The organism is Spirosoma arboris (assembly GCF_009754945.1).
Classification (GTDB): Bacteria; Bacteroidota; Bacteroidia; order Cytophagales; family Spirosomataceae; genus Spirosoma; species Spirosoma arboris.
Genome location: NZ_WPIN01000018.1, coordinates 116,488 through 139,681, shown reverse-complemented (window position 1 = coordinate 139,681; position 23,194 = coordinate 116,488). Strand labels below are relative to the sequence as shown.

Here is a 23,194-nt window from a genome sequence, read left to right as displayed (position 1 = left end):
CTAAAAAACTTGGAACCTACAACACTCATCATCGGCGCTGGTCCAGCGGGGCTGGCTATAGCTGGGCGGCTGGCTCACCGAGGGCTGCCATTTACAGTGCTTGAAGCCAGCGACCATATTGGTTTCTCCTGGCGAAATCACTACGATCGGCTACATCTTCATACAGTCAAAGAATACTCGGCCCTGCCGCATTTGCCTTTTCCGGCCAACTATCCGACGTATGTTCCTCGTTTACAATTCGTTGAATACCTTGAACGGTACGCCGAACATTTCAACATAAAGCCGAATTTCAACCAGAAAGTTGTCAATATTCGTCGGAACCAATCAGACAGAACCTGGCAAGTGCAAACGCAGACCGATACATTCACAGCGGATCGGGTAATTGTAGCTACAGGTTATAATCGCGTACCGAATGCACCGGAGTTACCCGGTCAGCGCAATTTTCGGGGTGTCGTCTGGCATAGTCATGAATACCGCAATGGGGCGCCCTTCCGAAATGAGAATGTGCTGGTTGTAGGAATGGGCAACACAGGAGCTGAACTTGCGCTGGATTTATTGGAGAATGGTGCGAAGCCCTTTATTTCGGTGCGGAGTCCGATCAATATCATTCGTCGTGAAGTGTTTGGACGGCCTGCCCAGCCCATCGCCATCCTACTGAGCAAGCTACCGAATTGGCTCTGCGATCGCTTGGCGAAACTGACGCAACAATTGAGCGTAGGCGATGTATCTGTCTACGGACTCGGCAAACCAAAGCATCCTCCCACATACGACAACCGACGCGGGAAAACACCCGTCATTGATATTGGCACAATCGACCAGATTAAGGCGGGTAACATTACGGTTGTTCCGAGTATTGACCGTATCAATGCCAAAACAGTAATCTTCACGGATGGGCGCGAATTACCCTTCGATGCTATTATTCTGGCAACCGGCTACCGGACAGGACTGGCTTCTTTTCTGGGGGACACTTTATCGGCGCAAATTCTGAATGAACGCGGTTACCCGAAAAAACTCTGGTTCGACGACGCGGACTTACGGGGCCTCTATTTCTTAGGCTTTTCTGTTCCCGTTACTGGTGTACTCAACCTTCTCAATAAAGACTCGGAACGTATTGTTGACCATATTGCCGAAAACAATTCCATCCCGGCATAGTTCTATTCCTGTAATCAGTGTGATTACGAGAACCAATCAACGTTATAAACATTACGATCATGAACGAGACAACCATCAAAGGTGGCTGGAACGAATTAAAAGGCAAAATCAAACAAGCCTACGGCGACCTAACCGATGACGACCTAACCTATCAGGAAGGTCAGGAAGACGAAATGTGGGGTAAAATCCAACAGAAGACTGGAAAAACGAAAGACGAAATCAACAAAGCAATTGCTGATTTATAGTCAAATTGACAATTCATAGAAAAAGCCGGGGCCCGCAAGCTTCGGCTTTTTTGTATCTAATTTGAACGATTTAGTGAATAGCCTTATCTTGCGGACTCATGAATCATCATCCAAAAAATAAGGCTATCTATACCGATCAGGGCCGAGCCGAGATTTTCTTCCAAACTGTTAATCTAGATCACTATCTGGAAAAATACCTTCTGGATCTTAACAAACCCGACGATAAACGCTTTCACCGACTTTCGTTCAGCGAAATCACTAAGGTATTGAATCAGGGGAACGTTTTAATCGAGAAATATGCTGACGCTAAAAAGAAGTATTACGCTATTTCACGTTACGAGGGCCGATATTATTATGCAGTGTTTTACTTGGGAAAGCGGGAAGATTGCGATAAATTGTTTGCTATAATTGTTACATGCTATGCCACAAACAACAAAGATATTCACCAACGCTGGGAAAGGCACGACAAAAACCTCAAAGGCAAATTTGGACAATGAATTAGGCATTAATGAGCCTGTTATTAATCCTACGATGGTGGGAGCTACATTTCGTTATAAAGGGAAAATGTATCAGTATAATGAAAATGAAGAGATTGTACGTTTTTATCCTCCTTCCGAAAAACAACCTCGCTCTAAAACAAAATCTCAACTATAAGTTTAGTGGAGTCGTTAAAATAAGTGGAGTGAGTGAAGTAGGTTGTTTCTTACTTCACTCACTCCACTTATTTTAACGACTCTACCAATTACATTACATCGGCGGCTCCCAACCCTTCTCGTACTGCCGACTCCATAATTTCATCGCGTCGGCATCGTGAATGTGCCCATTTTTTGAGTCGACGGCAAATGATTTATTGGTTCGATAAGAAATGTTTGCCAGATGACACAACAGCGTGCTCCGGGCTCCCTGTTCAATGGTAGAATTCTGTTTGGCTTTGCCCCGAATCGCATCAAAGAAGTTCATCATGTGGAGTGTCGTCATATCGCCCCCACCCCCTAAAGCCGTTCCGGCTTCAGTACTTTTCGACTTACTTTCTTTAATTATCTTTCCTTCGCGACTGAACAGCGTATAGCCATTTCGGTCGACGTAGACTGAGCCATTCGTACCATAAATGATGGTTCCGCGATCGCTGCCGTATGTTTTATGACCATTTCGACTTTTGCCATCCCACTTGATGATTTTATCACCCGGAAAACGGAAGGTCGCGTCCATAGTATCATAAACCTTCCAGCCATCTTCTGGAAAATGGCGTTTGGCAGCTTCGACAGTCACATATTCTGGAAATTCAACCTGAAGTGCCCACCGGGCTACATCCAGTTCGTGCGTAGCATTATTGCCAGCTTCGGCGGTTCCGTAGTTCCAGTTATACCAGTGCCAGTTATAGTCCCAGGTATTATCGGTATACTCAGTGCGTGGAGCTGGACCCTGAAATAAGTCCCAATCCAGTCCGTCGGGAATGGGCGCTTTTTTGGCAACAGGTACTTCGCCCCGGCTATTGGCATAAAAAGCAACGGCTTTATAAGCGTGACCAATTACACCATTATGAATCTGGCCAATGATGTCAATGGACTCTGGGGCAGAACGTTGCTGGTTGCCCATCTGAATTATTTTGCCAGATTTTTTCTGGAGTTCAACCAGAATTTCGCCCTCGCGGGGGTTGTGGCTACAGGGTTTTTCGACGTATACGTGCTTGCCACCCTGCACAGCCAGCCAGGTGCCGGGCGCGTGCCAGTGATCGGGGGTGGCATTGATCAGCACATCGACGTTCTTATCGGCAATGACTTTGCGAATGTCATTTTCCAGCTTCGGCGTGTAGGTAATGTGTTTCGAAAACTTCTGAATCGCAGCCTCACGCTGCTTTTTCATCACATCACACATGTATACCAGTTCCACATTGCTATCCTTTCGCCCAATGGGATCGTAGTACGCTTCCAACCGTCGACCAAGGCCAGCAATAGCGACGTTCAGCCGCTCATTGGCACCAATTATTTTAGCGTAGCTTTTGGCCGACATACCGTTTGCCAATCCGCCAACGGTAATACCAGCGGTACCTAAAGCTGCTTTTTTAATAAACTCTCTTCGTGAATTTTCCATTGACTACAGGTTGTTTAATATATAGCTCGGGTGGTCGGCCGCGTTACGCTTTCCGTTTTCCTTGTTTCGTGGCATCACAAACGCCTTTGAAATACCCAACCGATTCTGCAATGCCAGCGAGGGGATCTTTCATATCTTTTTCATATTCCAGACTGCAGGAGCCTTCGTATTTTACTTTTCGCAACATACTCACGAATGCCGGTATGTCAATCACACCCCTACCCAATTCGCAAGTAGTACCTGCTTTCGAGGCAGCTGTTACGTTTTTCAGGTGAATATCGAAAATGCGTTTGGCGTATTTCTCCAGATCGGCAATCGGGTCATCGCCATACCGTTTATCATGACCCATATCAAAACAAAGGCCCATCCGGGGGTCCAGGTCTTTCACGGCGTCATAAACTGATTTCGCATTAGGGAACAATTGAATATCAGGTCCATGGTTATGGATCGCATAGCGAAAATTAAACTCCTTCACTTTTTTGTCGATATACGGCAGATCTTCAGGGTTCGGAATCCCAACGATCATGTTTACGCCCACACGCTTGGCATAGTCGAATCCATTGTCGATCTCCTGCTTCGTTTTCATGTAGATTGGCCCTACGGCATAGCCCGTAACCCCCGACTGCTTTAGTTTTTCATGAAAAGCGGCAATCTCTTCGGCAGTACTGGCATAGGGAAGATGAAAATCCTTGATACACAGGTAATGTACATCCGTCTTTCGCATCATGGCCAGCGACTCATCCAGTTTGAAATTAACAAAACTGAATCCAGCCATACCTAATTTAAAGAGATCATCACCGGCAGCACCAAGGGTTTCAGGGGCCTCGGTAGCAGTAATTGCCGGACTTATGCTTGCAAGGGCCATAGAGCCGCCTGCATTTTTCAGAAACGATCGACGAGAAGTCATTAGAAAAACGGATTGTTAGTTACCTAAAAAAACCAGATTAGCTTTTTTCTACTGTCATTCAGGGCTGGCCTCTTCGTTGTGAAAAATATCGGCTTTACGCTGATTATTATCCGCTTCATTAAAACTGAACAGACTGATTTTCAGGAAACTCGTTCCTTTGACCATCCATTCGCCTTAGTCATGAATCGGTTTGTTCTCATTTGTCTAGTAGCTTGTTCAATTTCGGGTAAAGGTCAGACAGTCGTGTCGACGGTGCAGGAGGCTATGGCACTAGCCCGGCGCAGTAACCCAGACCTGGTTACTGCCCGGCAAAATCGTTCGGTACAAGCACAGCAACAAACGGCCACCCGATCGGCCTTACTGCCACAGGCTCGTTTCTTCACTAATTTCGATTACAACTATTCACTCCCTGTGCAGTTGGTACCGACTGCCTTGTTTGGTGGAGCACCCGGAGAATACCGCTCTATCCAATTTGGCTTGCCGTATGTGCTGGCCGCTGGTGCCGAAGTCACAGTTCCTGTTATCAATCGACCCGCGCGCGCCGATTTGGGTATTGTGGATCAGAATTTACGGATTACCGACAATCAGAATCTGGTGTTGCAGGATGAGATTTCAACGCAAACTGCCCGGCTGTACCACGCGACGTTGCTAACCCGCTCGGCCATTGCCATCACCCAGCGCAACTTATCGTCTGCCGATACGCTCACGCAAATAGCTCGTCAACGACTTGATAAGGGCCTGATCGAACCCCTGGAATTCAACCGGATTCGGTCGGTACAGCTCACTACTGCCGACGTGCTGTACCAGAACGAACTGGCTTACATTCGAAACCTGAATCAATTGAAATTGCTGTTCGGCTTAACGTTATCTGACAGCCTGGTACTAGTCGAAGAATTAGCGACACGGCCCGCTGGCATGGCGGTTTCTGCTTCGGCCATCAACACATTAGAGCGACCTCAGGTAACGCTTCGGCAGGCGCGGATCGAGTTGGCCAAACTGCAACTGGATCGTGAGCGACTTACCCGCTGGCCAACGCTCTCGGCCTACGGACGATTTACCGAACAGGCACAACGTAGCGAAATTAATTTCCTAAATACCAGTCAGCCCTGGTTTCAAATCGGGGTAGCGGGCTTGCAGTTTAACTGGACCATTTACGCAGGCGGCTTACGTACCAGCAACCTGACCCGCGCCCGGCTTCAGTTGAAAGTAGCCGAATCAGAACTGGCTTATGAACGCAACAAGCAGCTAAATGACACCGAAGACGTTCGGAACACATACAATCAGGCGATTCGGTCGCTGGATCTGAATCGGCAGAATTACGAACTCAGCAGCCAGAATGTGCAGATTGCCCTGATCAAATATCGATCAGGACTGTTTGCTTACGACCAATACCTGAACGTGTTCAACGACGTACTGACGGCCCAAAATCGGTTCCTCAACAACCTCTCGAACGTGTTTATCAATCAAACGATCTTACAAATCAGAAACGGTCAATAATGAAAACCGTACTTTACCTAACGATACTTACGCTTGTTGGCACGGCCTGTAAACGCGATAATGAGGGTACGTCGCCTGCCTACAAGGAGTTGACCGAAGCTGTCTATGCCTCCGGCAATGTCTACCCACGCAATGAGTACACCGTTACCGCAGACGCTACTGGCGTATTGCAACAACGGTTAATTAATGAAGGCGACTCGATTTACAAAAATCAGTTGTTGTTCGTACTGGAAAGCGTAACGGAAGATGCCCGTCAGCAGGCGGCTGCTAACGCCTACAGACAGGCGCAGGCCAATTTAGGAGCCAATTCACCCGTGCTATCTGAACTGGAAGCGCAGGTTCGCAATGCCCGAACCCGGCTCAGTAATGACTCGATTAACTATAATCGTTTTCGTGAACTCTACAGCCAGAATGCGACGTCGAAGGCCGAGCTGGAGCGGGCCGAGTTGAATTATACGTTATCGCGCAATACCCTCCGTGCTCAGATGAACACCCTGCAACGCAGCCGTGACCAAATTCGGCTCGACGTCGCCAATAACCGCAGCCAGTTGGTCACGTCGGAAGTGGCTGGCCGCAACACCCGCATTCGGAGTTTTGTAAATGGCAAAGTTTACGAAGTGTATAAAGATCCCGGCGAAGTAATCAAAGTGGGAGAGCAATTAGCTTTGGTAGGTAGCGGAAGCCAACTCTATGCGCAATTAGCGGTCGATGAAAGTGATTTCGGACGCATGCGCGTTGGCCAGGAGGTTGTTCTCAAAGCAGATGTCTATCCTGACAAAGTATTCAACGCTCGTGTGAGTAAGATTTATCCTAAGCTGAACCGCACCGATCAGTCATTCCGGGTGGATGCCGAGTTTTTGGGTGAACGACCCGCTTCTTACTATGGTCTCACGGTCGAAGCCAATATCATCATCAGCCAGAATAAGCACGTGTTGACCATTCCCAAATCCTACGTCATCGGCACCGACAGTGTATGGGTAGAGCAGGACGGCAAAAAACAGAAAGTAAAATTCCAGAAAGGCGCCGAAAACTTCGACCTGGTTGAGGTGAAAGGAGGATTGAATGAGACGAGTAAATTAGTTTTAAATGAGTGAAAGAGCGAATGAGTGAAAGAGTGCGTCATGTCGCGACAGCTTTTTCACTCACTCGCCCTTTCGCTCTTTCACTCTTTAAAAATGGATCTTCATATCGCTTCCCAGATTGCCCAGACGCACTTGCTGGCCAAGAAACGCCAGACGCTCGTTGCCATGCTTGGCGTTACGTTCGGGATTGCTATGTTCATTACGATGATCTCGTTTATGCAGGGTGTGAATCAGTTTCTGGAAGATTCGGCCCTGGATGCCAGTCCGCACATCCGCCTTTATAACGAAGTGAATACGCAACGACCCGGCCTGATCGAGCAACTTAATCCAGGCAATTTCAATGTCATTTACCATCAGAAACCCAAAGACGAACAGGCCCGCATCAAAAATGGAATGGCCATTGCCGAACGGATTGAACGGGAACCCGGTGTACTTGGCGTTTCTCCTCAGGTAGCCACACAGGCATTTTACAACAATGGTCCCATCCAGCTTTCGGGGACAATTTCGGGCGTGGACATTGACCGGGAGAACCGGCTTTATAAACTAACCACGCGACTAAAATCAGGTAGTTTAAGTACGCTGAAAACCAATCCCGATGGGCTGATTATGGGTGCCGTACTGGCCCGAAAACTCAACGTTCGGGTTGGCGATAAAGTGACCGTGACTACGCCCAAAGGGGGCATTCGGGTGCTTCGGGTGGTGGGTACATTCGGATTTGGCGTAGGTACAGTAGACAATACCAAGAGCTACGCCAACCTCTCGACGGTGCAGGAAATGCTTGAGAAAGATCCCAGCTACATCACCGACATTCACATCAAAATGATCGACCCTTTACAGGCCATTCCGTTCGGGAAGAAGCTACGGGCGATGTATGGTTATTATACCGAAGACTGGGCAACGGCGAATACGGCGATTCTGGCGGGCGAAAAAATTCGAAATATGCTCACCTATGTTGTGTCGATTACGCTGTTGGTGGTGGCAGGTTTCGGAATTTACAACATCATGAACATGACCGTGATCAACAAAATCAAAGACATTGCCATTTTGAAGGCAACGGGCTTCGATGCACGCGACATCATTGCCATTTTCCTGCTACAAGCCGTTTTTATTGGTTTTACGGGTGGGTTGCTGGGATTAGGTATCGGTTTTGGTTTGAGTTACCTGCTGTCTATCACGCCTTTCGATGCGGGTGATTTCCTGAGTATCAAGACGTTTCCAGTCATCTTTGCGGCTAAATATTACGTTATGGGTCTTCTGTTTGGCGTGATCACCACCATTCTAGCTGGCTTTTTCCCCTCCCGAAAAGCCGCTCAGGTAGACCCGGTAGCGATTTTGAGAGGATAAGTACCAGATGTATGATATAGGATGTATGATATATGTCTACAGTATGCATTTAACCCCTACATCATACATCATATACCCTATATCATACTTATGAACCCTGTTCTTTCCTCCCAGCATCTTAACAAATACTTCTACGACCCGGAGAAATTTCAGGTGCTAAAAGATATTACGTTCGATGTACAAGCCGGTGAGTTTCTGTCGATTGTTGGCAAATCGGGCTGCGGTAAATCGACGCTTCTTTATTTGCTATCTACGATGGATACTGAATATGACGGGCAGATCGAGATGGCGGGCACGAAGCTAAAGGGACGTAGTCAGGATTATCTGGCACGCTTTCGAAACGAGCATCTGGGCTTTGTATTCCAGTTTCACTTTTTGCTGCCCGAATTTTCGGCCTTGCAGAATGTGATGCTGCCCGGTCTGAAACTCGGGAAATATCCCGAAAAAGAAGTGGAAGAACGGGCTATGGAGAAATTACGAATTATTGGCATGGCCGATTTTGCCCGAAAACCCGCCAGCAAATTATCGGGCGGGCAACAGCAACGGGTGGCTATTGCCCGCGCGCTCATCAACGACCCAACCATCATCATGGGCGATGAACCAACCGGAAACCTGGACAAAGCCAACACCGAAAATGTGTTCGAGATTTTTCGTGATCTTGCCGGGAAAGGGCAAACCATTATTGCCGTTACCCACGATCCTGATTTTGCGGCCGGAACCGACCGCGTCATTGAAATGTCGGACGGTATGATCATTGCCAGCCATGAAAATAAAGTTCAATAAATACGTCGAAGCGCTATTATTATGGGTTGCTCTGGCGGGGGTTTTCGTTCGTCAATGGCTGGTCCCCAGCATCAGCTGGCAGCTTCAGGCAGTACTCTTTGTGGTGTCATTTTTCATGTTAAACTTAATTTGGACATTTCATTATCTATTTAATGAATGGCTAAATAAGCATTTACCGTTTGAAACAAATACCCGCTGGCGCATTGCCGTTCAGGTGTTAGGCGGCTGGTCGATCGTAAAGACTGTTTCTGTGACCGCTGGCTATTTTATTACGACTCGATTCCTGCCATCGGTTTTATCCCAAACCAACAAGTTTACGTTTATCATTGTCGGGATAATGATCTTTCTGGTGAACACCGTTATCTGTCTGGGCTTTATGGCGAGTCATCTACTAAAACGCTGGCAGGAAAATGCGGTTCGGACGGCTCAATTGGAAAGAGAAAAAGTACAGGTTCAGCTTGATAGTCTGAAAAATCAGATCAGCCCGCATTTTCTGTTTAACAGCCTATCGTCGTTAGATAGCCTGATCGACGATAACCCCGTGCTAGCCAGACAGTTTCTTCAACAACTGTCGAAAGTGTTTCGATACGTACTTCAACACAAAGACAAGGAGCTGGTACCCCTCGAAACAGAATTGGCATTTATCAATAATTACATCTCGCTGTTGCATACCCGCTTCGACGGTGCGTTTATCGTTCATTGTGAGGTAGACACAGCTGCATTGGATCAGCAGATTGTACCCGTCACGCTCCAGATTCTGATCGAGAATGCAATCAAGCATAATGTGGTCAATGAGGCTCGCCCACTAACTGTTACTATAAGTACGCACGATGGTTATATCGACGTATCGAATCCAATTCAACTGAAACGACAGGTGGGCACTTCTAATGGGCAGGGACTGGAAAATCTAAAATTATTGTATAGTTTCCTGGGACCACGTGCGGTGGAAATAGATGCAAACGAAGGTATTTTTGGCGTGCGAGTACCTTTATTACCTTAATTTTTTAACCAGAGAGCGGTTAAATCGCCTTTGCATATGACTATCCTGCTCATTGAAGATGAACCGCTTATTGCCCGGCAACTTCTGAAGTTGGTACGTCAGTTGGAACCGGGTGCGATTATCGATGGGCCACTGGCCAGCGTACAGGGTATTTGTGATTACTTCACCCATAATCGAACATCGGGGCACCCCTCACCCGACCTTGTAATTTCCGATATTCAGCTTTCTGACGGCGTGAGTTTTGAGGCTTTCCGGCAGATTGAACTAAGTTCTCCAATCATTTTTACTACAGCCTACGACGAATATGCCATCCGGGCTTTTAAGCTCAACAGCCTCGATTACCTGCTAAAACCCATTGATCCCGAAGAACTTAAGGCTGCGCTGACCAAATTTCACCGTTGGTCATTGAATGGCACAATCGGCTTTGGTAATCAGTTCAAGCTGTTTCTAAGTCAGCTTACCGACCAGTCGCCTACACCTCACTATAAACGCCGATTCTCGGGTCATCACCTACGCCAGATTATCTCGATAGCACAGGAACAGGTGGCCTATTTTCTTCGTAACGAACTCATTTATCTATACACGAACGAAGGCAAAAAGCTAGTCACCGATTACAAAACCCTCGACGAACTAGAGGAATTGGTTGATCCAGCACGGTTCTTCCGGGCCAGTCGCCAGTGTTTAGTTTACCTTGATGCCATAGCCGGTTACCGCCCACACGAAAGTCAGAAACTGCTGGTGCAACTGAAAAGTCCCAACGATAAATTAGAATTGATCGTCAGCAAAGAGAAAGCAAGCGCATTCCGGCAGTGGCTTGAGGGGTAAAAGGTACAACTAAAGCGCAACCAGCCTCATCGGTAGGCCGTGTCACTAAAAACTGGGAGCTAGTCGGATAAGCAGTCATTCAATGACCGTTTATCCTATTTTTTTGCAGGTCTCTGTAAAACCTGTTGATTACAGTCTTATTTATTCTTATCTATACAAGATTAGTTTTTTCAGTACCCAACTAACTATTTTTTTATGCGAAATAACCTTATCCCGACTGGGCTAGCCCCGACTGGATGGTTTCGAATGGGCACACTAGCTGCTACATTAGTAGTCAGTAGCCTAACCTTCGCGTCTGCGCAGGACAAGGCAGCAGCCGTTACTATTCCAGAAGGTATTACGAAAGGAGCATCTGTCGAAGGTATCACGGAGTACAATCTCAAGAATGGCCTTAAAGTATTACTGTTCCCCGACCAATCGAAACCAACCGTTACCGTCAATATTACGTATCTGGTCGGTTCCCGGCACGAAGGTCTGGGCGAAACAGGGATGGCTCACTTGCTGGAGCACATGGTGTTTAAGGGATCGACCAAACACACCAACATTCCGCAGGAACTGACCTCGCACGGCGCACGGCCTAATGGCTCAACCTGGCTTGATCGTACTAACTACTTCGAGACATTTGCCGCTACCGACGAAAACCTGAAGTGGGCACTCGATCTGGAAGCCGACCGGATGATTAATAGTTTCATCAAAAAGAGCGACCTCGAAACCGAATTTTCTGTGGTGCGAAATGAGTTCGAAATGCGAGAGAACTCACCACAAAATGTACTGAATGAGCGCGTTGTCTCATCGGCTTATTTGTGGCACAATTACGGCAAATCGACAATCGGGAACCGCTCTGACCTGGAAAAAGTCCCCATCGAAAACCTACAGGAGTTTTACAAAAAATACTATCAACCCGATAATGCCGTATTGGTGGTTGCTGGTAAAATTGACGAATCGAAAGTATTGTCGCTCGTCAAGGAATATTTCGGAGGTATTCCGCGTCCAACTCGGGTGTTGCAACCAACCTACAGCGTTGAACCCATTCAGGATGGCGAACGTCTGGTGACCTTGCGTCGCGTGGGCGACACGAAAGTGGTATCGGCTCTGTACCACATTATGCCAAGCTCGCACCCCGATTACCCAGCAATGGACGTATTGACGGACTTATTGACCGATGAACCGAGCGGGCGACTGTATAAATCACTGATTGAAACCAAGAAAGCATCGCAGGAATACGGTTATTCGTTCATGACGAAAGATCCTGGTTATGTCTATTTCGCGGCAGAGCTATTAAAAGAAAAATCGCTTGACGATGCCAAAGCAACCCTGCTCGGTACGCTCGATTCGGTGACGGTGAAACCACCAACGAAAGATGAAGTTGAGCGCGCTAAAGCCAAGCTGTTGAAAGATGTTGAAATTAGCTTTAAGGATGTTGAACGATTGGGCCGAACACTTAGTGAATACATTGCTACGGGCGATTGGCGGCTTGGATTTCTTTACCGCGACGCCCTTGAAAAAGTAACGCCTGCCGATGTGCAACGGGTAGCTAAATACTATTTCAAACCATCGAACCGAACCGTAGGCGAATTTCTTCCCGAAGCTGCGCCTGATCGTGTAGAAACACCAGAGGCACCAAACATGGAGTCTTTAGTGAAAAATTACAAAGGTCGCGCCGTGATTGCCAGTGGAGAAGCGTTCGATCCATCGCCGGCCAATATTGACGGTCGTACCCGCCGGATTGAGCAACCTAATAATATCGAACTGGCACTGCTGCCCAAAACTACCCGCGGCAACGAGGTGAATGCTCGTCTGACACTTCGCTATGGTGATCAGAAGAGCTTGATGAATAAGAGTGCGATTTCGGTGTTCACGGCTTCGATGCTCGACAGAGGCACAACAACACGTACTCGCCAGCAGATTAAAGAAGAATTCGATAAACTGAAAGCACAGGTTGGTGTATTTGGTGGTGGCAATCAGGTCAATATGACGATCAAAACGACCAAAGAAAATCTGCCAGCTGTACTCCGAATTGTAAGCGACATGCTTAAGCATCCAGCTTTTGATGCCAATGAGTTTGAAAAACTCAAACAAGAACAACTGGCACAAATCGAGTCGCAACGCTCAGAACCACAGAGTCTTGCCTTTACAGCGTTTCAACGCCAGATGACGCCCTATCCGAAGGAAGATGTACGGTACACATCAACCCCGGATGAAGATGTCGCCGACGTAAAAGCCCTGAAACTAGACGATCTGAAGCAGTTCCATAAAGACTTTTATGGTGCTCAAAACGCAACCATGTCTATCGTTGGTGACTTCGATGAAGCACCCGTTCGGAAGGTAATTACCGACGAGTTAGGTACCTGGAAAGCCAAGAAACCTTTCAGCCGGTTGGTTTCGACCTATAACGATATCAAGCCAACGCCACAAAGTATTGAAGCCCCAGACAAAGCAAACGCATTTATGGTGGCGGGTGTAAATATTCCGCTGCGTGATGATGATCCTGATTATCCAGCTTTAGTTCTGGGTAATTATATGCTTGGCGGTGGCTTCCTGAACTCACGACTAGCTGTTCGTATCCGCCAGAAAGAGGGTATTAGCTACGGTGTTGGTTCGCAGCTTCAGGCTAATCCCTGGGATAAAACGGGGATGTTCATGACCTACGCGATCTACAATCCAGAAAACGCTGAGCGGCTGGAAAAAGCCTTCCGTGAGGAAATGGAGAAGGTCGTGAAAGATGGTTTCACTGCGGACGAACTCAAAGCGGCCCGTTCGGGTCTGTTGCAATCCCGGATGGTATCGCGGGCGCAGGATGCTGGTTTATCCACTACGTTGAATAACTACCTGTACCTGAACCGGACGATGAACTGGGATGCTGATTTCGAAAAGAAACTTGAAGCAGTGACCCCTGAGCAGATTAATGCGGCTATGAAGAAGCACATTGATCCGTCGAAGATTTCGATTATCCGAGCTGGTGATTTTGCCAAAGCTGCCAAGAAAGCCGCGGAGAAGACACCCGCTTCATCGGTGAGTGGCGGTAAGAACTAATCATTTCCGAACCGGGATTACGCTGATTTTAGGATTAAACTGATTTTGCTTTCCATGAAAGAGCTAAACAAAATCCAGTAAATCCATAAATCTGTTAAATCCCGGTTCTTTTTTTGGTATTATAACTATAAATATCGTTATTCACCTAAAAATAACGTTACGCCATGAAAAAGTATCTGCTGTTCGTATTATTCGGGTTTATTATACTGCCGGTGATGGCGCAGGATCGTATTGTTTTACTACGAGATACAACCCGATTGGGGATTTCAATGGCGGCTTTGGAAAAAAGCTACCCACCCGCTTTCGCTCGGGTTGCGGGTGAACAAGGTCTTTTTGCCCGGCAGGGAAGGATGTTCCTCGACACCATAAATACACGACAGCAACAGTTTTTCACCTTTATCGAGAAAAACAAAAAGCGCCTGCCCGTGCTGGGAATTATGATCCAAACGCAAGAATTCATCCGCCCAGACGGTATCTACGATCGGGTCTTTTGTGAATTTTCGGGAAGGGAGTTAACGGATGAACAGGAAGTACAACTACTTCAATTAGTGGCCGAATGGTATGGTCAACATCCCTTTCCGATAAAAACCAAAACCGGTTTCCGATGGTCCAGTATGACCACTTTAGGCTCTGTTCCACAAAAACGCACAGTTCGGCGTGGATCAGGTATTATCAGTACGCTCGAAGCCGCTGAGCAAACCACCCGACCCGATACCGTAACGATGCTGGCTTTTAATCAATTGGAATTAAAAGCCGTACCCGAAATTGTGTATCGTTTCCCCAAATTAGAAGAGCTTGACTTATCGAAAAATAACTTGCATGAGTTACCGGCCCGTCTAACGGCTGACATCCCAACGCTCAAACGACTCAGTGCGTTATACAATTCTATTCCTGATGATAGTGTCTTTATCACCCGAAATAAGCATCTCCTATCGCTCAATTTGCAGGGGAATAAACTAACCCGTATTCCGGCATCCGTTCGCCAGAATCGCCGACTGGAAAGCCTTTGGATGGGGAACAACAAATTGTCGGATATAGACATTAAAGCACTCCGCCGTCTTCGTCGCCTGACTGATTTAAACCTATATAACGCAGGCCTATCCCAATTACCCAAAACCATGGGGCGGCTAAAGCATGTGAAAGTACTGGATTTATACTATAACAAGCTCACCGAATTGCCGCGCCAGTTGGGGCGAATGAAACGACTGGAGCAGTTGGCCGTGGCACATAACGATCTAAAAGAAATGCCTGTGTCATTGGCAAAATTACGTCGGCTACAAGTGCTGTTTGCGCACCATAACCGGATTAGCCAACTACCCTCCGAATTTCAACGCCTTCAACACCTGCGCGTACTTGATCTGGGATACAACTGGATTACAGTAGCCCCGAACGTATTGGGCTCAATACCAAACCTGGAAGAGCTTGACCTGAATAACAACAACCTACAAGAATTTCCGACTGTATTATTATCGATAAAGGGTCTCAAGAAAGTGTATATGGGTAGCAACCCACTTTTTGGTCGGGAGGCCATGACCAGCCCGTACGCTTCCCAGATTAAGCAACTGGAAGCGAACAACACACAAGTGACGTATTAATCAGGGATATTATGCCGTTGTTGTGCATTTACCTGATTACTTATCCACCAGCTCTGCTTCTTTGAGGCAGGCAAATACTTCGCGATAGAATTCGGGGTGTGATTGCCAGGTTTGTCCGGTTACCATGTTTCTGTCGCGGATAGCCTGCTCGGTAGAATACGTGCCTCCGCCCATCTCAATTTCGGCGCGTACATGTTCGTAAGCGGTTAGGTTTCGGTTGTTCGCTAAACCAGCCGTGACCAGAATCTGGATACCGTGGCAGATGGCAAAGACCCATTTACCCTGCCGGTCAAACTCGCGGACTACCTCCAGCAATGCAGCATGGTTACGCAGGTATTCGGGGGCGCGGCCGCCCAGTAGTAGAATGGCGTCGTAATCGTCTACTACCACGTCCTCTATCGTAAGATCGGAGGCCAGACAATAGCCGGGCCGCTCTACGTAGGTATCCCAGCCGGGCTCAAAATCGTGCATTACCAGATTGAGTCGACGCTTACTAGGAGCGGCAATTACGGCGGTGTCACCTTCTTCCTGAAAGCGGTGAACGGCATAGAGAGTTTCGTAACTTTCGCCACCATCGCCAGTGACGATCAAAATTTTGCGATTCATGGATTTAAGAATTTAGAAGATGGTTTGGCAACTGAAGTTGTACTGTGTTAATATAATCATTATAAAATTCTACTTAGATTTTTCATAACCAAACTCAGAAAGAGTGAAATAATAGCGCCTTAACGGAGAAAAATCCAATCTTTTGGCGTTACAACAGCAGAAGTACTTTTGTTGTATGCAAGCCGTTTCATCTCCCGTTACAAGTCCACCTACCCGCATTGCCCTGTGGGGGAATTTAATTTCAGTCTATATTCTATGGGGGTCAACCTATCTGTTCATTCATTTCATGACCGAACGGATGCCGCCCTTGTATATGGTATCTATCCGATATTTAATTGCGGGGGCAATTCTGTACGGCTATGCCCGACTAACGGGTACCCCAGCCCCAACGCGTGCCGAATGGAAGTCGGCGGGTATTATTGGCGTATTGTTACTGACGATTTCAAATGGGTGTCTGTCAACGGGTTTACAGTATATCCCGAGCGGTATGGCCGCTTTACTAGGCGGCTTATTACCGGTTTATCTGCTCACCCTCAACTGGGTTTCGTTTGGAAAGAAACGCCCCAGTAATCTGGCACTGGCGGGCTTGGTTGTTGGTTTAATTGGCATCTATCTGCTCGTCAAACCGGATAAATTACAAGGCACAGGCGGAATCGATGCCAAATTGATTGGTGTGGGATTAGTTGCCTTAGGAAACTTTGTGTGGGCAATCGGCACCTTGCTTACACCCCGGCTAGCACTGCCGTCGGGTACTATTTCGAGTGGTATTCAGATGATTGTGGGCGGGCTTGTTTTACTACCTGTCAGTTTAGCCGTTGAACCGATTACGCTTTTCAGTATTCTGGACGCGCCCCCCAAAGCCATTGGGTCGATGATTTATTTAGTGATCTTCGGCAGCATTATTGGCTTCTCTTCTTACTCCTGGCTGGCCCGCAATGCGTCCCCCCAGTTACTATCGACCTATGCCTTTGTGAACCCAGTTGTCGCTATGCTGTTGGGCACAACATTTGCCGGTGAAGTCTTTTCAAGCCAGTCATTCATTGGTGCTATTGTTGCCCTGGTGGGCGTAATTCTGATTACGCTGGGGAGGAAATAATGAGCGAAAGAGTGACTCGCTGACGCATGTTCCTATTCACTCTTTCGCTCTTTCACTTATTCAACAGGTGGGGGGCTCACACTCGTCCAGCCGCCATCGACGACCAGGCTCTGGCCCGTTATGTGTCGCGATGCGGGTGCCAGTAGAAATAGAGCGGCATTCGTAATGTCATCGACTGTGGCCGGGCGCCCCATCGGCGTAATACGTGACCAGATAGGTATGTAAGCTGGATCATCCAGCGTTCGCTCTGTAAGTGTGGCACCAGGTGCTATAGCGTTGACCGTAATGCCAAGGGGCGAGAAATCAATGACCAGTTGTTTGGCCAGCATTTCCAGACCAGCTTTTGTCATGCTGTAAACGGGTAGACCCGGATGCGCCTGATGTCCCACTACCGACGACATGAACAGCACACTCCCCCCTCTTCCCTGTTCCCGCATCTGACGTGCGGCAGTCTGCGCCAGAAAAAAGCTACCACGCAGATTTAGGTCCACAATTTTTTGAAACGCTTCGGGTGTAGTCGTAAAAATATCGCCGAAGATGGTAATCCCGGCGTTGGCAATAGCTATATCGACCGAACCAAATCGATTGACAGCCGTTTCTACCATCTTCTGAATGAACGTCACATCGGATGCATCGCCGGGGTAGGCCTCACATTGGCCAGAGCCGCTAGTGCTCTCCGCCCGAATGGTATCAACGGCTTTTTGAGCTACCGTTTCATCATAATCATTGAGTAACACATTGGCTCCCTGCCGAACTAAGGCCTTTGCTATGGCGAATCCAATGCCAATGCCAGCCCCAGTGATCAGGGCAGTTTGTCGAGTAAAATCTGTCATGCAATACTAACCTGGGTTTACGATTGATAAGCGTGAAATTTAAGGCAAATTTTAGCGTAAAAAGGCATTTCGGCCTGCTAACCTAATTAAGCCAGGTTATTATTTTCAGCTATCATCTATTAGAAACCAGACACATTACTGTTAATCAACACGTTACCGCCGTTAGCCAGCATTAAACTACCAGTCAACCGTAGTGATTTTGCCTGAGTTTGTTGATTTAGGAAGACAACATGGCTTTTAGAAATTGCCACATTATCTTCTGTTGTGGGTAAGCAGTTGCAATCCCAGGTAGTAGGGCTCATCCAACTACCACTTTGCACACTAGCTATAAAGTCGGCAGTAAGGTGATAAAGCTTACCATCAGCAAACGAAAGTACATACAACTCCCCATCGGAAGCCTCCCCAAATGAAACCGGACTCGTGACTGTCGTAATCGACTGTAGCTTATTCTGAAAAGATCCATCGGTCTCTCGCTTCAATATCCAATACGTACCACGCTCGTAGTCGCCATACACATACCAGCCTTGCAACGTTGGATAAGCGGTTCCTCTATACACAAACCCTCCGGTAACGGATGCACGGACTCCTGAATTATGACCGGCATAGTCCAGCAATGGCATGTGATAAGTAACATTCGTCGGGCAGGTTGAATTGTAAGGATGGCTCCCTTCAAAGCAAGGCCAGCCATAGTTTTGTGGAGCTGGCGAATTGGCTGCTGTAAAGTTTAATTCATCCCAGTCATCCTGGCCAACATCGCCCACCCAAAAGTCACCCGTTTGACGATCAAAGCTCCAACGCCAAGGATTACGAAGGCCTAATGCAAACAGCTCGTCGGGTATGCCATCGGTGGGGTTAGCATAGGGGTTCGTGGGTGGAATGGCATACGTATTACCTTGATTAACATCGATACGAAGCACTTTGCCATAAAGTCCCTGAAGATTCTGCGCCAGCTTATCCGGATCGCCAACCGTACCAATCAGGCCTGGAGATGAGTCGCCAGTTGTGATATAAAGATAACCATCAGGCCCAAAACCAATCCGGCCCGAGCGATGCCCTCCCAGTGGATTTGTATACGGTATAGTCAGGTAGATTAATTCGGATGCAGGATCGGCCTGATCTGGGTTTGTGCTCTTTCGTGTATATCGGGCAAATACAGACGCACGATCGCTCAACCGGCTGTAATGCACATACATATAGCCATTGATCGCATAATTTGGGTGCAGAGTAATGCCAAATATACCTTCCCAATCTACATCACGAATTTTAGAGCTGATGTTGAGAAACGGCGTGGCCTGAATGACGCCGTTCCGAATCAATTGGATTTTCCCATCCGTTTGTGCCACCAAAAACTCTGTTGCACTACGAGCAGCAAAGTCAGTTGGCCTGTTTAGGCCAGCGGTTACTAACGACAACCGAAGTTTGGGGGATTGAGCAGCTAGTTTATAACTAAAAAACAGCAGTAAAATATAGCGCACCATATCGTCATAAATTCATGTAATTTATAGAAAAATTACAAAATAATTAAAGAATAGTAGCGCGTAAAATCAAACTAAGAATTTTCGAAAGAGAGGAGTGTACTGGGAGTAATCTATGCTTGTTCAGAAGTACGTTCCTGTTACGCCTTTGAGATTGGCTGACATGTAAGCAATCTCACACGTCAGCCAACCATAAACCTCAAACTATTAATGTGAATCCCGTTTCACCTCACTACCCGATCCACCTCGTAGAAAATCAAAATCAGCGCCTTCGTGAGCCTGGGTTACGTGGCGAATGTACAAATTCACGTAGCCGCGTTCGTAGCCTAAATCGAGCGGCTTAAAATGAACCAGTCGGGCGGCCAGTTCTTCGTCGGAAACGTGCAGATGGAGACTTCGGTTGTGAACATCCAGCGTAATCAAATCGCCGTTTTGTACCAGGGCAAGGTTACCACCAACAGCCGCTTCGGGCGAGACGTGCAGCACTACGGTACCGAAACCAGTGCCACTCATACGCCCGTCCGAAATACGGATCATATCGTGTACTCCCTGCGCCAGAACTTTAGCTGGTAATTGCATATTCCCCACTTCTGGCATACCCGGATAGCCTTTAGGGCCAACGTTTTTGAGAACAAGTACGCAACTTGGATCAACGTCTAGATTCGGGTCATCGATGCGGGCTTTGTAATCGTCAATGTTTTCAAACACTACAGCTCGACCGGTATGCTGCATCAGCGCAGGCGAAGCAGCCGAGGGTTTGATTACTGCCCCATTCAGGCACAGGTTACCCCGCAAAACCGCCACGCCCGATTCAGGTTTAAAGGGATTTCCGACGGAGGCAATTACTTCTGGATCGTAGCATTGAGCTTCGGCGCAGTTTTCACCAATGGTATGTCCATTGACAGTTATGGCATCATTATTCAGATATTGACGCAGTTCGCGGATAACAGCAGGTAATCCACCGGCATAAAACAGATCCTCCACAAAATGCTCCCCAGATGGTTGCAAATTGGCCAAAAGAGGGATTTTAGCCGACAAAGTATCAAAATCATCCAGCGACAAATCGACCCCTACCCGACCGGCAATGGCCGTTAAGTGTAGAATGAAGTTCGTGGAGCCTCCCAGAGCCGCGTTAATCATGATAGCATTTTCGAACGCTTGTCGAGTTAAAATCTGCGAAGGCTTTACGTCTTGCTTCACTAACTCAACCATCCGAACGCCTGTCATATGCGCCAGCACTTTCCGGCGAGAATCGGCAGCAGGAATGGTGGCATTATCGGGTAGCGCTAAACCAAGCGATTCGACCATAGCCGCCATTGTACTTGCCGTTCCCATTACGGCGCAATGTCCCTGCGAACGGGCCATACTGGCTTCGGCGGCAACGAACTCAGCCTGCGTCATTTCGCCCATTTTAAAGGCTTCGGCAAAGCGCCATAGATCGCTCGTACCGATTTTCCGACCCTGAAACCGGCCAGCCAGCATCGGCCCACCCGATACGACCATCGTTGGGATATCGACGCTACAGGCACCCATGACGAGTGAGGGAGTGGTTTTGTCGCAACCACACATCAAAATAACCCCGTCGATAGAGTTTCCCCTGATGCTTTCCTCAACGTCCATGCTGGCCAGATTTCGGAACAGCATGGCGGTAGGCTTTATCTGGCATTCACCTAGTGACATTACCGGAAACTCGAGCGGAAAACCACCCGCTTCCCAAACGCCCCGTTTGATAGCTTCGGCCAGTTCGCGGAAGTGAGCATTACAGGGCGTTAATTCCGACCAGGTGTTGCAGATGCCAATAACAGGCTTCCCCTCGAACTCATGATGCGGGAAGCCCTGATTTTTCATCCAGGCACGATAAATAAAGCCGTCTTTTCCGGTGCGGCCAAACCAATCTCGGGAGCGTAATGGCATTTTTTTAATCAGTTTGCAATAACTAGTAAATCCCGTCCGGGCTAGTCAAAAAAGAAGGCCCGACAGACAATCTACCGCTAGTAAAGCTTTCTTTCAATATATATTACTCCACCGAGGTTTTAGGCTCTACTGGCTGTATCGCAAGTCATACCCCCAATGGTTATGAGACTTTTTAGCTATATAGTTAGGTTTGAGTGCCCAAAAGATCAATTACCTATTTTCTCTTTTCAGGCACGGCTTCCATCAACAACGCATACGCTTTATCGAGTGCTTTAACGCCTGCCTGCATGCCTTTGTAATGTCCAAGCCGAACAATGACCAGATCATGAGACGGAATAATCATGACATATTGTCCACCCGCACCATTCATAGAGTAAGCCTCTTTCGGAACTGGACGCGCCCCATCGCCATTGATCCAGAACAGACCTCCGTAAATAGGTCGTCCGTCGGCTATCCAGGGTTCAGCGAGTGTACTAACAAATTTGGTAAAACCTTCGGGCAGAATCCGTTCGCCATTCCAGACCCCATCCTGCAAATACAGATTACCCAGTCGTGCCCAATCCCGTCCCGATGCAAACTCGTAGCCCTGCGTCAGAAAATTGCCGGAGGGGTCGGTTTCCAGTACCATTGTGCGCACCCCGATTTTATCGAACAAGGCTCGTTGTGGGAATGTGTGGTAGACTTCGCCCAGCTTTTCGATACCCAGTCGGTTGAGATAATTGGTTAGCACTGGGTCAGAATTGCGGTAACGACCCACAGTATTTGGCGGCCATTGCTGAGGTAAATTGGCCGCATAGGCAAACGAATTACCGGCATCGGTGTACAGGTACAAATGATCAGGGTAACCCAACGCGGGTTCATAGTCAGGGTCCTGGGGTGCGCGGCAATATAATCCGCTGGACATGTGCATGATGTCCATAATTCTGATTTTGGCCCGTGGATCACCTTTGCCCTGCCATTGCGGAATGGGCGCTGGCTGGTCTACTGCATAAACGCCCTTACGCATGAGGATGCCCATGATCGTAGCCGACAGGCTTTTCCCCATCGACCAGCTTTCCAGGGGGGTGTTTTTCGTGATACCATCGCCATACCGTTCCGCTATAATTCGTCCTTTGTAGGTGACGACGAAAGCCGCTGTTTGGGCTTCGGCAGTTTCAAAAGCGGCATTGATGGCTTGTGTCACCTTCGCCATATCTAGCTCGGCAGGCATTGGACTGGTCGGTAATACATCGCCCATTGGCCAGGACGTAGTGGCGGCATCAGGCAGATTACGAGCCACTTTCACAGGTTTGTAATGCAACGATTTTTCACCTTCGGAAAGCGTTACGCATCCCTGATCACCGGTATAAATGGCCGTGCGCGTAACGCCATTAGGGAGCTTAATCGAAACGGTTTTCTTTTCGTAATCAATAACCGGCTTACCCACTTTAGCCCGCTCGGCGTAGGGACTTGTAAAGTAGCCCACATTTTCGGCAGCAAAATCCGGTTTCAGCCCCGTAATGAACACTGCCGAACACATGATTTTGGCATAGCCTGATGTATGGTGCGATAGCGCATCGCCTGGCGGGGCTTTGTAGGGTGTTTTTAAGTCGAATTGAGCAGCCCGAGCAATCAGTTTATCACGTGTTTCCTGAGCATTACCAGTCAGGTAGTTTAATAGAAGAACAGCAAGGTAAAAACAACTTATTATTCGACTCATTTTGGCAGTTGTTTAGA

General features: G+C 47.8%; 19 protein-coding genes. 12 read left to right on the top strand and 7 right to left on the bottom strand.

Annotation, left to right across the window (positions count from 1 at the left end):
- Positions 1-9 precede the first annotated feature (9 nt).
- The 3 genes from GO755_RS32735 to GO755_RS32725 all read left to right on the top strand — a co-directional run bounded on the left by GO755_RS32735 (position 10) and on the right by GO755_RS32725 (position 1,894).
- Positions 10-1,152, top strand: a complete 1,143-nt coding sequence (locus GO755_RS32735; RefSeq protein ID WP_157589655.1) for a flavin-containing monooxygenase — start codon at positions 10-12, stop codon at positions 1,150-1,152.
- A 59-nt stretch (positions 1,153-1,211) separates the two neighbouring features.
- Entirely contained in the window at positions 1,212-1,397 is a 186-nt protein-coding gene (locus GO755_RS32730) for a CsbD family protein (RefSeq protein WP_157589654.1), read from the top strand.
- Positions 1,398-1,495: 98 nt separating this feature from the next.
- Positions 1,496-1,894, top strand: a complete 399-nt coding sequence (locus GO755_RS32725; RefSeq protein WP_157589653.1) for a hypothetical protein — start codon at positions 1,496-1,498, stop codon at positions 1,892-1,894.
- Positions 1,895-2,144: 250 nt separating this feature from the next.
- Here the strand turns inward: GO755_RS32725 and GO755_RS32720 are convergent, their stop codons facing one another.
- Positions 2,145-3,488, bottom strand: coding sequence for a Gfo/Idh/MocA family protein (locus tag GO755_RS32720; protein ID WP_157589652.1), 1,344 nt, complete (start codon positions 3,486-3,488; stop codon positions 2,145-2,147).
- 43 nt (positions 3,489-3,531) lie between these two features.
- A complete protein-coding gene (locus GO755_RS32715) occupies positions 3,532-4,395 on the bottom strand; it encodes a sugar phosphate isomerase/epimerase family protein (RefSeq protein ID WP_157589651.1) in 864 nt (287 codons plus the stop codon).
- Positions 4,396-4,575: 180 nt separating this feature from the next.
- Here GO755_RS32715 and GO755_RS32710 point away from each other — a divergent pair, with 180 nt between their 5' ends.
- The 8 genes from GO755_RS32710 (at position 4,576) to GO755_RS32675 (ending at position 15,554) form a co-directional block, all read left to right on the top strand.
- Complete coding sequence (locus tag GO755_RS32710) at positions 4,576-5,892, top strand: TolC family protein (RefSeq protein WP_157589676.1); 1,317 nt, start codon at positions 4,576-4,578, stop codon at positions 5,890-5,892.
- On the top strand, positions 5,892-6,986 hold the full coding sequence (locus GO755_RS32705) for an efflux RND transporter periplasmic adaptor subunit (RefSeq protein WP_157589650.1): 1,095 nt from the start codon (positions 5,892-5,894) through the stop codon (positions 6,984-6,986). The genes GO755_RS32710 and GO755_RS32705 overlap by 1 nt, the downstream gene beginning before the upstream one ends.
- An 81-nt stretch (positions 6,987-7,067) precedes the next feature.
- Positions 7,068-8,318, top strand: a complete 1,251-nt coding sequence (locus tag GO755_RS32700; protein ID WP_157589649.1) for an ABC transporter permease — start codon at positions 7,068-7,070, stop codon at positions 8,316-8,318.
- Positions 8,319-8,408: 90 nt separating this feature from the next.
- Positions 8,409-9,101, top strand: coding sequence for an ABC transporter ATP-binding protein (locus tag GO755_RS32695; protein ID WP_157589648.1), 693 nt, complete (start codon positions 8,409-8,411; stop codon positions 9,099-9,101).
- A complete protein-coding gene (locus tag GO755_RS32690; RefSeq protein ID WP_157589647.1) occupies positions 9,082-10,101 on the top strand; it encodes a sensor histidine kinase in 1,020 nt (339 codons plus the stop codon). The genes GO755_RS32695 and GO755_RS32690 overlap by 20 nt, the downstream gene beginning before the upstream one ends.
- A gap of 36 nt (positions 10,102-10,137) precedes the next feature.
- The gene (locus GO755_RS32685; RefSeq protein ID WP_157589646.1) at positions 10,138-10,926 is read left to right on the top strand and encodes a LytR/AlgR family response regulator transcription factor; all 789 of its coding nucleotides are present in this window, start codon (positions 10,138-10,140) and stop codon (positions 10,924-10,926) included.
- Between the two features lie 195 nt (positions 10,927-11,121).
- A complete protein-coding gene (locus tag GO755_RS32680) occupies positions 11,122-13,959 on the top strand; it encodes a M16 family metallopeptidase (protein ID WP_157589645.1) in 2,838 nt (945 codons plus the stop codon).
- A gap of 164 nt (positions 13,960-14,123) precedes the next feature.
- Positions 14,124-15,554 (top strand): leucine-rich repeat domain-containing protein, encoded by a 1,431-nt coding sequence (locus GO755_RS32675; protein ID WP_157589644.1) that lies wholly within the window; start codon positions 14,124-14,126, stop codon positions 15,552-15,554.
- Positions 15,555-15,590: 36 nt separating this feature from the next.
- Here the strand turns inward: GO755_RS32675 and GO755_RS32670 are convergent, their stop codons facing one another.
- Complete coding sequence (locus GO755_RS32670) at positions 15,591-16,160, bottom strand: DJ-1/PfpI family protein (protein WP_157589643.1); 570 nt, start codon at positions 16,158-16,160, stop codon at positions 15,591-15,593.
- A gap of 175 nt (positions 16,161-16,335) precedes the next feature.
- On the opposite strand from GO755_RS32670, the gene GO755_RS32665 reads away from it, so the two are divergent.
- Positions 16,336-17,256: an EamA family transporter gene (locus GO755_RS32665; RefSeq protein ID WP_157589642.1), complete on the top strand. Its 921-nt coding sequence runs from the start codon at positions 16,336-16,338 to the stop codon at positions 17,254-17,256.
- Between the two features lie 56 nt (positions 17,257-17,312).
- On the opposite strand, the gene GO755_RS32660 is transcribed toward GO755_RS32665, so the two are convergent.
- The 4 genes from GO755_RS32660 to GO755_RS32645 all read right to left on the bottom strand — a co-directional run bounded on the left by GO755_RS32660 (position 17,313) and on the right by GO755_RS32645 (position 23,177).
- The gene (locus GO755_RS32660) at positions 17,313-18,089 is read right to left on the bottom strand and encodes an SDR family NAD(P)-dependent oxidoreductase (protein WP_157589641.1); all 777 of its coding nucleotides are present in this window, start codon (positions 18,087-18,089) and stop codon (positions 17,313-17,315) included.
- A 119-nt stretch (positions 18,090-18,208) separates the two neighbouring features.
- Complete coding sequence (locus GO755_RS32655) at positions 18,209-19,567, bottom strand: PQQ-dependent sugar dehydrogenase (RefSeq protein WP_157589640.1); 1,359 nt, start codon at positions 19,565-19,567, stop codon at positions 18,209-18,211.
- Positions 19,568-19,771: 204 nt separating this feature from the next.
- Positions 19,772-21,478, bottom strand: a complete 1,707-nt coding sequence (locus tag GO755_RS32650; RefSeq protein WP_157589639.1) for an IlvD/Edd family dehydratase — start codon at positions 21,476-21,478, stop codon at positions 19,772-19,774.
- Positions 21,479-21,692: 214 nt separating this feature from the next.
- Positions 21,693-23,177 (bottom strand): serine hydrolase domain-containing protein, encoded by a 1,485-nt coding sequence (locus GO755_RS32645; RefSeq protein ID WP_157589638.1) that lies wholly within the window; start codon positions 23,175-23,177, stop codon positions 21,693-21,695.
- Positions 23,178-23,194 lie beyond the last annotated feature (17 nt).

Bases quoted from the DNA above. Each gene is read 5' to 3' on its own strand.
- GO755_RS32730 (WP_157589654.1), top strand. From the start codon at position 1,212: ATGAACGAGACAACCATCAAAGGTGGCTGGAACGAATTAAAAGGCAAA.
- GO755_RS32725 (WP_157589653.1), top strand. From the start codon at position 1,496: ATGAATCATCATCCAAAAAATAAGGCTATCTATACCGATCAGGGCCGA.
- GO755_RS32720 (WP_157589652.1), bottom strand. From the start codon at position 3,488: ATGGAAAATTCACGAAGAGAGTTTATTAAAAAAGCAGCTTTAGGTACC.
- GO755_RS32715 (WP_157589651.1), bottom strand. From the start codon at position 4,395: ATGACTTCTCGTCGATCGTTTCTGAAAAATGCAGGCGGCTCTATGGCC.
- GO755_RS32710 (WP_157589676.1), top strand. From the start codon at position 4,576: ATGAATCGGTTTGTTCTCATTTGTCTAGTAGCTTGTTCAATTTCGGGT.
- GO755_RS32705 (WP_157589650.1), top strand. From the start codon at position 5,892: ATGAAAACCGTACTTTACCTAACGATACTTACGCTTGTTGGCACGGCC.
- GO755_RS32700 (WP_157589649.1), top strand. From the start codon at position 7,068: ATGGATCTTCATATCGCTTCCCAGATTGCCCAGACGCACTTGCTGGCC.
- GO755_RS32695 (WP_157589648.1), top strand. From the start codon at position 8,409: ATGAACCCTGTTCTTTCCTCCCAGCATCTTAACAAATACTTCTACGAC.
- GO755_RS32690 (WP_157589647.1), top strand. From the start codon at position 9,082: ATGAAAATAAAGTTCAATAAATACGTCGAAGCGCTATTATTATGGGTT.
- GO755_RS32685 (WP_157589646.1), top strand. From the start codon at position 10,138: ATGACTATCCTGCTCATTGAAGATGAACCGCTTATTGCCCGGCAACTT.
- GO755_RS32680 (WP_157589645.1), top strand. From the start codon at position 11,122: ATGCGAAATAACCTTATCCCGACTGGGCTAGCCCCGACTGGATGGTTT.
- GO755_RS32675 (WP_157589644.1), top strand. From the start codon at position 14,124: ATGAAAAAGTATCTGCTGTTCGTATTATTCGGGTTTATTATACTGCCG.
- GO755_RS32670 (WP_157589643.1), bottom strand. From the start codon at position 16,160: ATGAATCGCAAAATTTTGATCGTCACTGGCGATGGTGGCGAAAGTTAC.
- GO755_RS32665 (WP_157589642.1), top strand. From the start codon at position 16,336: ATGCAAGCCGTTTCATCTCCCGTTACAAGTCCACCTACCCGCATTGCC.
- GO755_RS32660 (WP_157589641.1), bottom strand. From the start codon at position 18,089: ATGACAGATTTTACTCGACAAACTGCCCTGATCACTGGGGCTGGCATT.
- GO755_RS32655 (WP_157589640.1), bottom strand. From the start codon at position 19,567: ATGGTGCGCTATATTTTACTGCTGTTTTTTAGTTATAAACTAGCTGCT.
- GO755_RS32650 (WP_157589639.1), bottom strand. From the start codon at position 21,478: ATGCCATTACGCTCCCGAGATTGGTTTGGCCGCACCGGAAAAGACGGC.
- GO755_RS32645 (WP_157589638.1), bottom strand. From the start codon at position 23,177: ATGAGTCGAATAATAAGTTGTTTTTACCTTGCTGTTCTTCTATTAAAC.